The organism is Actinomycetospora corticicola (assembly GCF_013409505.1).
In the GTDB taxonomy this organism is placed as follows: domain Bacteria; phylum Actinomycetota; class Actinomycetes; order Mycobacteriales; family Pseudonocardiaceae; genus Actinomycetospora; species Actinomycetospora corticicola.
The window spans coordinates 3971812-3986021 of sequence record NZ_JACCBN010000001.1; the positions used below are offsets into that span (position 1 = coordinate 3971812).

At 74.0% G+C, this 14210-nt stretch carries 13 protein-coding genes; 4 read left to right on the plus strand and 9 right to left on the minus strand.

The features are described 5' to 3' along the window. Window positions 1-15: 15 nt before the first annotated feature. Window positions 16-2076 (minus strand): EAL domain-containing protein, encoded by a 2061-nt coding sequence (locus BJ983_RS19300; RefSeq protein ID WP_179795298.1) that lies wholly within the window; start codon window positions 2074-2076, stop codon window positions 16-18. 345 nt (window positions 2077-2421) lie between these two features. Here BJ983_RS19300 and BJ983_RS19305 point away from each other — a divergent pair, with 345 nt between their 5' ends. Further along, window positions 2422-3723: a competence/damage-inducible protein A gene (locus BJ983_RS19305; protein WP_179795299.1), complete on the plus strand. Its 1302-nt coding sequence runs from the start codon at window positions 2422-2424 to the stop codon at window positions 3721-3723. On the opposite strand, the gene BJ983_RS19310 is transcribed toward BJ983_RS19305, so the two are convergent. Further along, a complete protein-coding gene (locus BJ983_RS19310) occupies window positions 3708-3875 on the minus strand; it encodes a hypothetical protein (protein WP_179795300.1) in 168 nt (55 codons plus the stop codon). The two genes, BJ983_RS19305 and BJ983_RS19310, sit on opposite strands and share 16 nt — an antisense overlap. 125 nt (window positions 3876-4000) lie before the next feature. Between BJ983_RS19310 and BJ983_RS19315 the strand changes: the two genes are divergently transcribed. After that, window positions 4001-4831, plus strand: a complete 831-nt coding sequence (locus BJ983_RS19315) for an alpha/beta fold hydrolase (protein ID WP_246325620.1) — start codon at window positions 4001-4003, stop codon at window positions 4829-4831. Here BJ983_RS19315 and BJ983_RS19320 read toward each other — a convergent pair. From BJ983_RS19320 to BJ983_RS19330, 3 genes are read right to left on the minus strand one after another with little or no spacing between them, the layout of a single operon-like run. Beyond that, entirely contained in the window at window positions 4828-5643 is an 816-nt protein-coding gene (locus BJ983_RS19320) for an alpha/beta fold hydrolase (RefSeq protein ID WP_179795302.1), read from the minus strand. The two genes, BJ983_RS19315 and BJ983_RS19320, sit on opposite strands and share 4 nt — an antisense overlap. Continuing rightward, the gene (locus BJ983_RS19325; RefSeq protein WP_179795303.1) at window positions 5640-7187 is read right to left on the minus strand and encodes an AMP-binding protein; all 1548 of its coding nucleotides are present in this window, start codon (window positions 7185-7187) and stop codon (window positions 5640-5642) included. Before BJ983_RS19325 ends, BJ983_RS19320 begins: the two co-directional genes overlap by 4 nt. A 10-nt stretch (window positions 7188-7197) precedes the next feature. Continuing rightward, window positions 7198-8628: an aldehyde dehydrogenase family protein gene (locus BJ983_RS19330; RefSeq protein ID WP_179795304.1), complete on the minus strand. Its 1431-nt coding sequence runs from the start codon at window positions 8626-8628 to the stop codon at window positions 7198-7200. A 90-nt stretch (window positions 8629-8718) separates the two neighbouring features. On the opposite strand from BJ983_RS19330, the gene BJ983_RS19335 reads away from it, so the two are divergent. Continuing rightward, complete coding sequence (locus tag BJ983_RS19335; RefSeq protein ID WP_179795305.1) at window positions 8719-9291, plus strand: TetR/AcrR family transcriptional regulator; 573 nt, start codon at window positions 8719-8721, stop codon at window positions 9289-9291. Here BJ983_RS19335 and BJ983_RS19340 read toward each other — a convergent pair. The 4 genes from BJ983_RS19340 to BJ983_RS19355 form a co-directional block, all read right to left on the minus strand. Then, on the minus strand, window positions 9288-10562 hold the full coding sequence (locus tag BJ983_RS19340; RefSeq protein WP_179795306.1) for a cytochrome P450: 1275 nt from the start codon (window positions 10560-10562) through the stop codon (window positions 9288-9290). The two genes, BJ983_RS19335 and BJ983_RS19340, sit on opposite strands and share 4 nt — an antisense overlap. Before the next feature lie 94 nt (window positions 10563-10656). Further along, on the minus strand, window positions 10657-10848 hold the full coding sequence (locus BJ983_RS19345) for a ferredoxin (protein WP_179795307.1): 192 nt from the start codon (window positions 10846-10848) through the stop codon (window positions 10657-10659). A 132-nt stretch (window positions 10849-10980) separates the two neighbouring features. Then, window positions 10981-11271, minus strand: coding sequence for a hypothetical protein (locus BJ983_RS19350; RefSeq protein ID WP_179795308.1), 291 nt, complete (start codon window positions 11269-11271; stop codon window positions 10981-10983). Between the two features lie 74 nt (window positions 11272-11345). Next, window positions 11346-12869 (minus strand): long-chain-fatty-acid--CoA ligase, encoded by a 1524-nt coding sequence (locus BJ983_RS19355; RefSeq protein ID WP_179795309.1) that lies wholly within the window; start codon window positions 12867-12869, stop codon window positions 11346-11348. A 167-nt stretch (window positions 12870-13036) separates the two neighbouring features. Here BJ983_RS19355 and BJ983_RS19360 point away from each other — a divergent pair, with 167 nt between their 5' ends. Next, on the plus strand, window positions 13037-14179 hold the full coding sequence (locus BJ983_RS19360) for an acyl-CoA dehydrogenase family protein (RefSeq protein WP_343054255.1): 1143 nt from the start codon (window positions 13037-13039) through the stop codon (window positions 14177-14179). Window positions 14180-14210 lie beyond the last annotated feature (31 nt).

Consider the following 14210-nt stretch of genomic DNA (forward strand, 5'->3'; position numbering starts at 1 on the left):
CAGTCCTGCTGCAGTTCAGGCCGCCCCGGGAGTGCCGGGCGCCGTCTCTGCGGGCGGTGACCAGCGTACAGGGCCGCCCTCCGCGCCCTGTGCGGCACCCCCTGCCTCGGCGAGCGCGTCCAGCCACTGCTCGAGACACCCGGCGGGCAGGGGCCGGGAGACCAGGTACCCCTGGGCCACGTCGCATCCCATCTCCGCGAGCGCGGTGCGCACGGCGGCGCTCTCGACGCCCTCGGCGACCACCGTGAGGCCCAGCGTGTGGCCCATCTCGACGATCGCCCGCACGACGGCGACGTCCCCCGACTCCGTGCCCATGCCGAGCACGAAACTCTTGTCGATCTTCACCGTGTCCACCGGCAGCCGGCGCAGGTGTGCCAGGGAGGACTGCCCCGTGCCGAAGTCGTCCACGGCGAGCCGGCACCCGAGCGCGTGGAGGCGGCGCAGGGCGGGCAGGGCCTGGTCCCGCTCCACCGAGACCCCGCTCTCGGTCACCTCCAGCGTCAGCAGTTCGGGCGGCACGCCGTGGCGGGTGAGCGCCGCGGCCACCACCTCGGGGAAGTCGTCGTCCAGCGATCCCACCGACAGGTTCACCGCCACCGAGAGCCGGCGGCCCCGGTCGAGCCAGCGGCGGGCCGCGGCCAGGGCCTCGTCGAGGACGAAGCGGGTGAGCCCGCCGATCTGCCCGGTGGCCTCCAGGACCGGGACGAACTCGTCGGGCAGGAGCGCCCCCAGCTCCGGGTGCTCCCAGCGCGCGAGCGCCTCCACCCCCAGCACCGTGCGGCCCTCGAGGGAGACGGTCGGCTGGTAGTGCACGCGCAGGTGACCGTCGGTGACCGCGGGCCCGAAGCCGCGGATCACGGCGAGCCTCCGGTCCGCGCGTTCGCCCATGCTCGGCTCGTAGCAGCGCACCGGACCGGCGGCGCGGGCCGCGGTGAGCGCGACGTCGGCGCGGGCGAGCAGGCGCGACGCGAGCGCGTGCGGGTCGCGCTCACCGGCGAGCCCGGGGACCCCCGCCGCCGCCACGCCCACGAGGACCGGCGCCTCGAACGGGATGCCCTCGAGGAGCAGCGGCCGCGCGAGGTGCTCGCGCATCTCCTCCGCGCTGAGCTTCGCGGTGCCCGGGTCGACCCCGGCGACGACGACGGCGAAGGTGTCGCCCTCGAGCCGCGCCGCGAGGCGGGCGCCGGGGGCGACGCTCGCGGCCCGCACGCTGTCGCAGACCGCGCCGAGACGGCGGGCCGCGAGGGCGACGAAGTGCTCGCCCCCGGCGTGCCCGAGGGTGTCGTTGACCTGGTCGAGGAGTCCGAACGAGACGACCGCGACCGCCCCCGTGCCGTCGCCCAGCTCGCGCGCGCACGCCTGGAGGAACCCGGACCGGTTGAGCAGGCGGGTCTGCGGGTCGAGATGGGCGTCGCGCCGCAACCGCGCCTCGAGCCGGGTGTTCTCCACCTCGGCGCCGACCTGTCGGGCGATCGTGGCCAGGAGGGCGAGCTCGCCCCGGACGACGGACGGCCGCGGGCGGGCCCGGCCGCCCGGCCGGCGCGACCCGCCGCGACCGGGGTCGTGGATCTCCACCACCCCGCGGCGGGCCCGGACCACGTGGGAGGACATCGGTTCGCCGGCGGCGTCGTAGAGCTCGGGCGCGGCGACGGGGGCGACCAGCACCTCGGTCGCGCGTCGGGCCGCCATCCAGCCCCGGACCGCGGGCGGCGCGGTGCGGCGGTGCCAGCGGGAGGCCCCCCGGGCGGGGCTGAACGCCTCGTCCGGGGCGACGAGGTCGACGGCCCGGACGTCCCCGGGCAGTGGCACCCCCGCGTACTCGACCACGGAGGCGACGGCGAGGACCACGCGCCGGGCGTCGTAGCGGACCCGCAGCGCCTCGGCGACCGCCCGGGCCGCGATGCGCCCGTCGTCGGCGCCCCGGCGGCTCGCGTGCGCAGCGAGGGCCCGCCCGACGGCACCCAGCGTCCGCAGGTCGGACGAGCGGCGGCGCCGGGACGCCCGCAGCGCCGCGGCGACGACCACGAGCAGGCACACCGCACCCGCCGCGACGCTCGCGAGGACCGGCCCGGTCACCGCCGGGCCCCGCTGGCGGGACGGGCCGGGCGGGCACGGGTCGACCGTGCGGGGCGGAGCGTGGGCGTCGACGACCGCACCGCTCCCACCTCCGCCTCGTCCCGACGCGCTCCGGCGTCACCCCATCAGGTACCCGCTCACTCTACGCAAGAATCCTGGCGAATCCGGGGCGCCGTACATCACCCGGATGAACCAATTGTGGGAAACCGAGCGTCCGAGCGACCCGGAGCGTCACGCTGAGGTGCGTCTCCCCCACGGTCGGGCACCGCTGCAGCCGTCCGGCGGACCGGGCTCGGCCCTGGTGGGATGACGGGGTCGCAGCGTCGTCGCCACGAGGAGGAGCGGATGGCCGCGGGAGCACGGGTCACGGCGGGCATCGTCGCCACCGGCAGCGAGTTGCTCGCGGGCCGGGTGCGGGACGCCAACGGGCCCTGGATCGCCGAGCGTCTCGGTCGGCTGGGGATCGACGTCACCGAGATCGTCCTGGTGGGCGACCGTCCCGAGGAGATGGCGGCCGCGCTGCGGTCCCTCGCGGGCCTCGACCTCGTCGTCACCAGCGGCGGTCTCGGTCCCACCGCGGACGACCTGACCGCCGCCGTCGTCGCGGACCTGACCGGCCGACCGCTCGAGCTCGACGAGCACATGGAGAAGGTGGTCGGCGACATCATCGCCCGCTTCGCGGACCGCCTGAACTGGGACGCGGACGCCCTGGCCGAGGCGAACCGGAAGCAGGCCATGGTCCCGCGGGGGGCCACGGCCATCCCGCCGGTCGGGACCGCGCCCGGGCTCGCCGTACCGCCCGGGGACGACTACCGCCCCACCGTGCTGGTGCTCCCCGGCCCGCCGCGCGAGGTGCAGGGGATGTGGGACGACGCGGTCGCCTCCGCGCCGGTCCAGGCCCTGCTCGAGCGCACGGAGCCGTTCGCCGAGACCCACCTGCGGCTGTTCGGGGTGCCGGAGTCCGAGATCGCCGCGACGCTGCGCGCGGTCGGGGAGCACACCGACCTCGCGCCGTTGGAGATCGTCACCTGCCTGCGCGACTTCGCCCTCGAGGTCGACCTGCGCCGCGCCCCGGGCGACGAGGCCGCCGCGGTCGCGCACGACGCCGTCGTCGCCGAGATCGACGCCCGCCACGGTGCGGCGGTGTTCTCCCGGACCGGCGAGACCATCGACGAGATCCTGTTCGACCTGCTCTCGGGCCACACCATCGCCACCGCCGAGTCCTGCACCGGCGGCCTGCTCGCCGGTCGGCTCACCGAGCCCGCCGGCGCGTCCGCCCACGTGCAGGGCGGCATCGTCTCGTACTCGAACGAGGCGAAGGCGAACCTCCTCGGCGTCCCGCAGCAGGTCCTCGACACCCACGGGGCGGTGTCCACCCAGGCCGTGCAGGCGATGGCCCGGGGGGCGATCGAGCGGTTCGGGGTGGACGTCGCGGTGGCGATCAGCGGGATCGCGGGGCCGGGGGGCGGCACCGAGGAGAAGCCGGTCGGCTACGTCTGCTTCTGCGTGCGCACCGCGGACGGCACCGAGATCGTCCGCGACCCGGTGCTGCCCGGGGCGCGCGGCGACGTGCGGGAGCGCTCCGTCGTGCTCGCGATGCACCTCGTCCGGCGCATCCTCACCCCGCGGGATCAGGCGGTCAGCTGACGGAAGAACCGGATGATCTGCTCGACCGCCTGGCCGATCGCGGCGAGGACGGCGCGGACGAGGGCGGCGGCGTTGTCGGGCTGGGCGATGACGAAGTAGAGCACGATCGCGACGACGGCTAGGATGATCAGGAGCCGCACACGGGGGTTCATCGCGTCCTTCCGACGGTCTCGCACACCCACCCGGGTCGCGTCGGCGCCGACCGTAACGTGACCACCCCCTCGCGGGGGGTCGTTCGGCGACGTGTCGCGGGGTCGGCTCGGGCACCATGTCCGCCATGACCCGGCTGACCGCGTTCACGCACGGCTCCCTGCGCTTCGAGGTCGTCGACGCCGGGCCCGCGGACGCCGATGAGACGGTGCTGCTGCTCCACGGCTTCCCGCAGACCTCGGCGTCCTGGGGCCCGGTCGCCGCGCACCTGCACGCTGCCGGCCTGCGCACGCTCGCCCCGGACCAGCGGGGCTACTCCCCCGGCGCCCGGCCCGCGGGGCGGCGGGCGTACCGCATCGAGCACCTCGTGGACGACGCCGCGGCGCTGGTGGAGTCGTCCGGCGCCGGATCGGTGCACGTGGTCGGGCACGACTGGGGTGCGGTCGTGGCCTGGGCCCTGGCGGCGCACCGGCCGGAGCTGGTCCGCACCGTCACCGGGGTGTCCGTGCCGCACCCCGCCGCGTTCCTCCGGGCAATGTACGCCGGCCCGCAGCTGCCCCACTCCTGGTACATGGGCGCCTTCCAGCTGCCCCGCCTGCCCGAGCTGCTGGTCGGCGACGAGCGACGCTTCGCCGCGATCCTGCGCCGGACCGGGGCGGGCCGCGAGCAGGCCGCCCGCGACGCGGCGGCCGTCTCGCCGTACCCGACCGGACCGCTCAACTGGTACCGCGCGCTGCCGTTCGCGGCCCCCGGCTACACCCGCCGGCCGGTGCAGCGCCCCGCCCTGCAGGTGTGGAGCGACGGCGACGGCTTCATCACCCGCGCCGCCGTCGAGAACAACGACCGGTTCGTCCTCGCCCCGCACCGGCTCGCCGTGCTGTCCGGCGTGTCGCACTGGATTCCCGACGAGGCCCCCGACGAGCTCGCGGACCTCGTCCTGGAGCACGTCCGGGGCTAGATCGCCTCCCGCTCGCGGCCGTCGACGGCCCGGGTGACCCCCAGGACCGCGTCGACGACGAGGGCGGGGTCGTCCCACATCGGCACGTGGCCGACGCCGGGCAGGCGCACGAACTCGGCGTCCGGGACGACACGGCGCATCGGGGCGCCGTAGGACCGCCACGGGATCATCCGGTCGTGCTCGGCCCAGGCGATCCGCACCGGACAGGGCAGGTCCCGCAGCACCCGGGTGGACCCGTGGTCCACGGCGGCGTCGAGCAGCGGCAGCAGGACGTCGCACTGCCGGACGTCGGCGATCATGTCCGGCACCAGCTCCGGGCCGACCCGTTCCCCGTGCTCCATCGTCTTGCGCAGCAGGGCACGCCGCAGGCGCGGGCTCCCGGCGAGCGCCGACGCGAACGACGGGCGGGCCACGACCCGGAGCACCCGGAAGGTCCACAGCAGGCGACGCAGGTCCCAGCCCGAGCGCCAGGCGCCGGCCGGCGAGAGCGCCACCGCCGAGCGCGCCCGGCCGCGCCGGACGAGCTCGAGGGCCACCCAGCCGCCGAGGGAGTTCCCGACGACGTGCGCGGTGTCGATCCCCTCCGCGTCGAGCTGGGCGCAGACGCCGTCGACGAGGCGGTCGATCGTGAAGGGGCCCAGCGCGGTGTCCCACACCGGACCGCCCCGGTGCCCCGGCATCGTCGGCGCGAACACCCGGTGCTCCCGCTCGAGCGGCGTGAGCACCGGTTGCCACGACCGCCACGACACCGAGGCGCCGTGCAGCAGCACCAGCGGCGAGCCGGCACCGCCCCGGTGGGCGTCGGTGCTCACGCGGCGCCCGCCGCCGCGTAGCGCTCGCGCAGCTGTCCCTTGACGAGCTTGCCGGTGGGGGTCCGGGGCAGGTCGTCGTCGAACACGAGCCGCTTCGGCACCTTGTAGCCCGCGATGCGCGCGCGCAGGTGCGCGAGGAGCTCTTCGGCCAGGTCGTCGGACGGCTCGCCCTCCGGACTGACCACCGCGAGCACCGACTCGCCCATGTCCTCGTCGGGGACCCCCACCACGGCCACGTCGAGCACGGCCGGGTGCAGCGCGAGGGCGTCCTCGATCTCCTGGGGGTAGATGTTCACGCCCCCGGAGATGATCATGAAGCTCTTGCGGTCGGTGAGGTAGAGGAAGCCCTCCTCGTCGACGCGCCCGAGGTCACCCGTCGTCGTCCAGGTGGGGTGGTCGGGGTGCTGCGCGGCCCGCGTCTTCGCCTCGTCGTTGTGGTAGGCGAAGGGGAGTTCCTCGCGCTCGAAGTACACCGTGCCCACGTCGCCGGTGGGGACCTCGTGCCCGTCGTCGTCGCAGATGTGGACGACGCCGAGCGCGGCGCGGCCGACCGAGCCGGGGTGCTCCAGCCAGGTCGGCGAGTCGATGAGCGTGACCCCGTTGGCCTCGGTGGAGGCGTAGTACTCCTGCAGAACAGGGCCCCACCAGTCGATCATGGCCCGCTTGACGTCCACCGGGCACGGCGCGGCGGCGTGCACGACGACGCGCAGGCTCGACACGTCGTAGGCGTCCTTCGTCTCCTGCGGCAGCTTGAGCAGGCGGACGAACATCGTCGGCACGAACTGCCCGTGGGTGACGCGGTGGCCGGCGATGGCGGCCAGGGCACCCTCGGGGTCGAAGCGCTGCATCAGCACCACGGTCCCGCCGGTCGACTGGATCATCCCGCAGTAGCGCAGCGGCGCGGCGTGGTAGACCGGCGCCGGGGAGAGGTAGACCGTGTCCTCGTCGAAGCCGTAGAGCCGGCCGAACACGGCGAGCATGAGGTCGCCGGGCTCGTCGACCTGGCGGTCGGGCAGCGGCGGCTTGATGCCCTTGGGCCGACCCGTGGTGCCCGAGGAGTAGAGCATGTCGGCGCCCCGGGGCTGGTCGGACAGCGGTTCCGCGGAGGTCGCGGCCAGCAGCGCCGCCCCGTCGTCGTACCCGTCGAGGGCGCCGTCGAAGGAGATCCGGTGCGCCACCCCCGGGGTCCGGTCGACCAGGGCGACGGCGAGCTCGCGCAGCGCCCGCCGCTGCCCGGCGACCACGAGCACGCGGGCGCCGCAGTCGTCGACGATGTAGGCGGCCTCGTCGGGCGAGAGGTGGTGGTTGATCGCCGTGATGTAGAGCCCCGAGCGCTGCGCGGCCCAGTAGACGACGAAGGCCCACGGCGTGTTGTCGGCGAGCATGGCGACGACGTCGCCGCGGCGCAGGCCCTGGTCGTGCAGGGCGCGGGCCAGCCGGGTCGACTCGCGGTCGAGCTCGGCGTAGGTCAGCGTCTCGCCGGTCTCGGCGACGACGACGGCGGGCCGCTCCGGGGCGGAGGCGGCATAGGTCCCGGGGTACACGCAGGTCCTCCTAGAAGATCTTGCGGAGCAGCTTCCTCGTCGACTCCGCGTACGGCGGGTAGACGAGCGACGGGTCGGGCCAGGTCGGCTTGTGCAGGGTCGGGCGCCGGTGGCTGAGGGCCTCGAAGCCCCACTTCCCGTGGTAGGCGCCCATCCCGCTGCGCCCGATGCCGCCGAAGGGCAGCTGCGGGACGAGCACGTGGAACATCGTGTGGTTGGTGACGATCCCGCCGGTCGCGATCCGGTCCCGGACGGCCTCGACGGTCGCGCGGGTCCGGGAGAAGACGTAGGTCGCGAGCGGCCGCGGCCGGGCCTCGACGAAGTCGACCGCCTCGGCCATGGAGTCGACGGTGAGCACCGGCAGGACCGGCCCGAAGATCTCCTCGCGCATCAGGGCGGAGTCGGGGTCGGGGTCGAGGACCACGGTGAGGTCGACCCCCGGGCCCGCCAGGTCGCCCGCCCCCGCCGTCGTGACCCCGGTGTCCCCGCCGAGGACCACCCGGCCACCGTGGCCGGTGAGCAGGCCGCGGACGCGCGCGGCGTGCCGCTCGTCCACCACCCGCATGGCGAGGTCGCCCCTCCGCATCTCCTGGGCGGCGGCAGTGAACGCCGCGAGGAACTCCTCGGCGACCCCGCGGTGCACGAGCACGTAGTCCGGCGCGACGCAGGTCTGTCCGGAGTTCATCAGCTTCGTCCAGGCCACGCGACGGGCGGCGACCGCGACGTCGGCGCTCGCGTCGACGATCGTCGGGCTCTTGCCGCCGAGCTCGAGCGTGACCGGCGTCAGCGTGCGGGCGGCGGTCTCCATGACCTTCGCGCCGACCTCGGGGCTGCCGGTGAAGAACACGTGGTCCACCCCGGCGCCGATGAGCTCCTGGGTCTCGGCCGGGCCGCCCGGCACCACCGTGACGGCCTGCGGGTCGAGGTAGCGGGGCACCAGCCGCCCCAGCGCGGCCGCGGTGGCCGGCGCGTACTCGCTGGGCTTGAGCACCGCGGTGTTCCCCGCCGCGAGGGCGGCCACGAGCGGCGCGAGCGTGAGGTAGACGGGGTAGTTCCAGGGTCCGATGATCGCCACGACCCCGAGCGGCTCCGGACGCCAGGTCCCGACGGCGGGGGCGACGCCCAGGGGCACGCCGGTCACCCGGGGGCGGGCCCACCAGCCGAGGTACCTCCGCGCGTAGCGCGACTCGGCCGCGGTCGAGGACAGGTCGGCGAGCCACGCGTCGACCGCCGGACGCCCGAGGTCGGCCGCGAGCGCGCCGACGAGTTCGTCCTCGGCCTCGGCGAGCAGGCGCTCGAGCGCGGCGAGCTGCGTCCGGCGCCACCGCAACGAGCGGGTGCGCCCGGAGTCGTAGGCCGTGCGCGCGGTACGCACCGCGACCTCGACCGGCGACCCGGTGACGGCCGCGGGCGCCGGGCTCCGCCGGACCGTGTCTGACATCGGTGTCCTCCTCGGCGTCCTCGCGTCGGCGAGAACAGAACGTATAGTGCGTTACGGTCGTGGATCAAGACCGTGGGGAAGGAGCTCGCCATGTCCCGCACGGCGTCGCCCGAGACCTATTACGACGCGGCGATGCGCCTGCTCGCCGGACCCGGCCTGCCCGCCCTGCGCATCGGGCGGCTCTGCCGCGAGGTCGGCGTGACCAGCGGGAGCTTCTACCACCACTTCGGGAGCTGGGACGGCTTCGTGGCGGGCCTGCTCGAGCACTGGGCCGAGGAGGAGGTGCACCGGCTCATCGAGCTGGTGCGCCGCGAACCCGACCCGGTCGGACGCGTCGAGCTGATGAAACGCCTGGCGCTCACCGTGCCGCACGACGCCGAGACCGCGATCCGCCGGTGGGCGGGCACCGACGAGGTGGTCGCCGCCGCGCAGCAGCGGGTCGACGACCGGCGGCGGGAGGCCCTGCGGGAGGTCCTCGCCCCGCTGATCGACGACGGCGGGCTCACGGCGACGCTGGCGGAGGTCGCCCTGAGCCTGCTCGTCGGCCACCAGCAGCTCCACCACTCCGGCCCGCCCGTCGACCTCGCCGCGCAGCTCGACCAGTTCGAGGTCCTCGTGCGTGCCCACGCGACGGAGGCCCTGGAGCGACGGGTCGGTTCCTAGCGGTTCAGCCGGATCGGCAGCGTCTTCACGGCGTTGACGAAGTTGCTCGTGAGCCGGGCGGGTTCGTCGACCTCGAAGTCGGGCGCGACCGTGAGCAGCCGGCGCCAGATCTCGCGCAGCTGGGTGCGCGCCAGCATGTTGCCCATGCAGAAGTGCGGGCCGCCGCCCCCGAAGCCCTGGTGGGGGTTCGGGTCGCGCCCGACGTCGAGACGCAGCGGGTCGGTGAACACCTCGGTGTCGCGGTTGCCGGACTCGTAGAACATGACGACCTTGTCGCCCGCGGCGATCCGGTGCCCGCCCAGCTCGGTGTCCTCGGTGGCCGTCCGCCGGAAGGTCAGCACCGGGGAGGCCCAGCGCACCATCTCCTCCACCGCCGTCGGCATCAGACCGTCGAGGTCGCCGGCCAGGCGACGGCGCTCGTCACGGAACTCGGTGAGCGCGACGGCGGTGTGGGCGATCGTGTTGCGGGTGGTGTCGTTCCCGGCCACGGAGAGCAGCACGAAGAACGCGCCGATCTCCTCGTCGGTCAGGGACTGCCCGTCGACCTCGGCCTGCACCAGGTTCGTCATCAGGTCGTCCTGCGGGTGCGAACGCCGCTCCTCGGCGATCTGCAGACCGGGCCCGAGCAGGGCGAACAGCGCCTGCCCCATGAGCTCCAGCGGATCGTCGACCCCGTGGGCCCCGCGCACCTCGGCGTCGTTGGCCGCGACGAGCAGGTCCGCCGCCTCGGCCAGATCGCTCTGCTGCTCGACCGGCAGGCCCATCATGTCGTAGATCATCCACATCGGGAGGCGCCGGCAGACCAGCTGCACGAAGTCGCCGTCACCGTGCTCGAGCAGCTCGTCGACGATCATCTCGGCCCGCTGGGCGATCGTCTCCTCGAGCCGGGCGATGCGCTTCGGGGTGAAGGCCGAGCCGACGATCTTGCGCAGCTGCGTGTGCCGGGGCGAGTCCATCGCCAGGAAGGACTGGCTCGCCTCGAGCAGCTCGGGCGGCGCGTCCTGGAACTGCACGCCCTGCCCCGAGCAGAACAGCTTCGGGTTCTTCGAGACGTACGCGATGTCCGCGTGGCGGACGACGGCCCAGAAGCCACCCTCGCCCTCGGGCTTGCCCATGACCCCCTCGGCGGGCGGGTGCCAGGACACCGGGCGCTCCGCCCGCAGCTGCGCGAAGGTCTCCTCGCGCTCGGCGGTCGACCGTGACCAGAAGTCCAGCGACGACACGTCGAGCCCGTCGTGGTCCGGCTTGCCGGGGGCGCTGGCGGTGGTCATGGTCGGGCGTCTCCTCGCGTGGTGTCGGCGGTGACGGCCCCCGCCGCGGCGTGGTGGCGGAGCGACGGGGGCGCGAGCAGGTCGGTCCTGCCCCTCAGTCCTGCAGCGACAGCGCCTCGGTCGGGCAGGCCTCGCAGGCCTGCCGGATCTCGTCCTCCCGACCCTCCGGCACCTCGGTGAGGTGCAGGGTCAGGGAGCCGTCGTCCTCGACCTCGAAGACGTCCGGGGCCATCGACTCGCACATCCCGAGTCCGCTGCACTTGTCGTAGTCCACGACGATCTTCATGGCGAAGTCCTCCGTTCGAGACGACGACGTCGGGCCGCGACCGTAACATGCTGTACGCTACGGAGGCGAGCGACGTCACATCCCGGTCCTGTACCCCGGTCCCCCGACGACGAGTCGGGCCGGGCGGGCGGTTCAGTCGGGCAGCCGCCACGCGCGGCGGAGCTCCCGGCTCTCGACGCGCTCGCTCTCCGCCATCGACCGGGCACGGCGCGCGGACGCGCGGAACACCTCCGCGGCCGCGCCGCCGACCTGTGCGGCGCGCGCCTCGCGGGTGGCCGCCACGCGGTCCAGCGTCGCGGCGACGTCGAGCGCGGTCCGGGCGAGCCGGGCGGCGAGCACGCGGGCGTCGTCGTCCGCCTGCACCGCCCGGCCGGTGAGGTCCGCCGCCCGCCCGGGGTCGGGTCCGGCCCCATCGTCGGTCATCGGCCCCTCCCGGTCCCGACCCGTGGCGCCGCCCGGGCCGGGACCTCCCGGCCCGGGGCCGCGCCGACCCGTCGTCAGGACCCGCTCCCGCCGTACTGCGCCCGCAGGTCCTTCTTGAGGATCTTGCCGGTGGCGTTGCGCGGGAGGGCGTCGACGACGTCGACCGAGCGGGGGCGCTTGAAGCCCGCGATCCGCTCCTTGGCCCAGGCCACCAGCTCGTCCGGGTCGATCGTCTCGCCCTCGTTCGCCACGACGACGGCCTTGACCTCCTCGCCCCACTTCTCGTGCGGCACGCCGATGACGGCCACGTCGGCGACGGCCGGGTGCTGGGCGACGACGTTCTCCACCTCGATCGGGTACACGTTCTCCGCACCGGTGACGATCATGTCCTTGATGCGGTCGGTGAGGAACAGGTAGCCCTCCTCGTCGAGGTAGCCGCCGTCGCCCGTGCGCAGCCAGCCGTCGGCGGTCAGGGCCTTCTCCGTCTCCTCGGGCCGGCGCCAGTACCCCGCGGTGACCTGCGAGGAGCGGATGTAGACCTCCCCGATCTCGTTCGGCCCGCGGTCCTCGCCGTCCACGACGATCTTGAGCTCCACCCACGGGTAGGCCTTGCCCGCGGAGCGCATAAGGTGGGCGCGGGGACCGTCCGGGTCGTGGTCCTCGGGGTCGAGCTGGGTGATCGCGCCGGTGGTCTCGGTGGCGCCGTAGACCTGGAAGAGCGGCGCATCGAAGGTCTCCAGCACCTTGTTCAGCACGGCTCCGGTGATCGGCGACGCGCCGTAGGCCACGGCGCGCAGCCGCGACCAGTCGCGGTCGGCCGCCCCGGGCACCGCGCAGAGCATCTGCAGCACCGCGGGCACGAGGAAGGCGTTGGAGACCCGCTCGTGCTCCATCGTGTCGAGCAGCTGGTCGGGGACGATGTCGGCGACGAGCACCACCCGCGCCCCGAACGACAGGCACACGAGCGCGAAGCCGGACCCGCCGATGTGGAAGAGCGGCATGGCACACAGGCCGACCGAGTCGTCGTCGAACCCCCAGTGCCCGCCGACCGAGAGCAGCGCGGCGAAGTTGCCGTGCGAGAGCAGCACGCCCTTGGCCCGGCCCGTCGTGCCCGACGTGTAGAGCTGCAGCACCGCGTCGTCGTCGCGCAGGTCCGGCGACGGGTCGACGCGCTCGGTCAGGCCGTCCACCCAGGCCTCGTAGTCCTCGCCGACGACGAGGACCTTCCGGTCGGACATCTTCTCCCGCAGCCCCGCGAACTCCGGGCCGAGCACGACCAGGCCCGCCTCGGCGTCCCCGGTGAGGTCGATCAGCTCGGCCGGCGTGAGCCGCAGGTTCAGCGGCGCGACGGCGGCACGCACGGCGGCGGCACCGAACAGCAGCTCGAAGAACGGCGTCGCGTTCTTGCCGATCCACACCACGCGGCCGCCCTCGCCGAGCCCGAGGTCGCGCAGTCCGCCCGCGACCCGGGCGGACCGGTCCTCGAGCTCGGCGTAGGTGAGCCGGGTGTCGCCGGCGGTCAGGGCGACCCGGTCGCCGTGGTCACGCGCGTGGTCGCGCACGACGTCGGTGAGGCGGAACGGGGTGGACGCGGTCACGACGTCTCCTCGGCTGACGGAAGCGGACGAATCGGGAGCACGGTGACTGGCGACACACCGCGAGCGGCACCGTAGCCCGCCGCCTCGGGGAGCGGGAAGAGTCAGGCTTGACTGTTACCGTTCGGTCCGGGGACCCTGAGGTCTCCCCCCGTGAGAGGAGCATGCTCGTGGAGCGCACGATCTTCACCGACGAACACCAGGCGTTCCGGGAGATGGTGCGCGACTTCCTGGAGAAGGAGGTCGCGCCCCACCACGAGGAGTGGGAGTCCCAGGGCCACGTCAGCCGCGAGGTGTGGCTGCAGGCGGGCAAGACCGGACTGCTGGGCCTCGACGTCGAGGAGCGCTTCGGCGGCGGCGGCTCCGACGACCTGACGTTCCTCTGGATCCTCTCCGAGGAGATCGCCCGCGGCGGCTTCTCCGGCCTGGGGTTCCCGCTGGCCAACGACGTCGTGACGCCCTACCTCACCGAGCTGACCACCGACGAGCAGAAGGAGCGCTGGCTCCCGCGGTTCTGCTCCGGCGAGATGATCACCGCCATCGCGATGACCGAGCCGGGCACCGGCTCCGACCTGCAGGGCATCCAGACCCGCGCGGTCCGCGACGGCGACGACTGGGTCATCAACGGCGCCAAGACCTTCATCACCAACGGGATCCTGTCCGACCTGGTGATCGTGGTCGCCAAGACCGATCCCGACGCCGGGTCCAAGGGCTTCTCGCTCATCGCGGTCGAACGCGACACCCCCGGCTTCGAGCGGGGCCGCAACCTCGACAAGATCGGCATGAAGGCCCAGGACACCGCCGAGCTCTCGTTCACCGACTGCCGCGTGCCCGCCTCCAACCTCATCGGCCAGGAGGGCCAGGGCTTCATCTACCTGATGCAGAACCTGCCGCGCGAGCGCCTCTCCATCGCCATCGCCTCGACGGCCGGCGCGGAGAAGGTCCTCGAGGACACGATCACCTACGTCAAGGACCGCAAGGCCTTCGGCCGGCCGATCGCCTCGCTGCAGAACACCCGCTTCAAGGTCGCGGAGCTGACGACGAAGCTGGCCGTCACCCGCGCCTTCGTCGACCGGTGCATCACCGAGCTCAACGCGAAGAAGCTCGGGCCGGCCGAGGCGTCGATGGCGAAGTACTGGGCCTCCGAGACCGCCAAGGAGGTCATCGACGCGTGCCTCCAGCTGCACGGCGGCTACGGCTACATGCGGGAGTACCCGGTGGCCAAGGCCTTCATGGACAACCGCATCCAGACCATCTACGGCGGCACCACCGAGATCATGAAGGAGATCATCGGTCGGATCGTGCTCGCCTGAACCAGCCCCGACCGTTTCTCCAGCCCCGGGA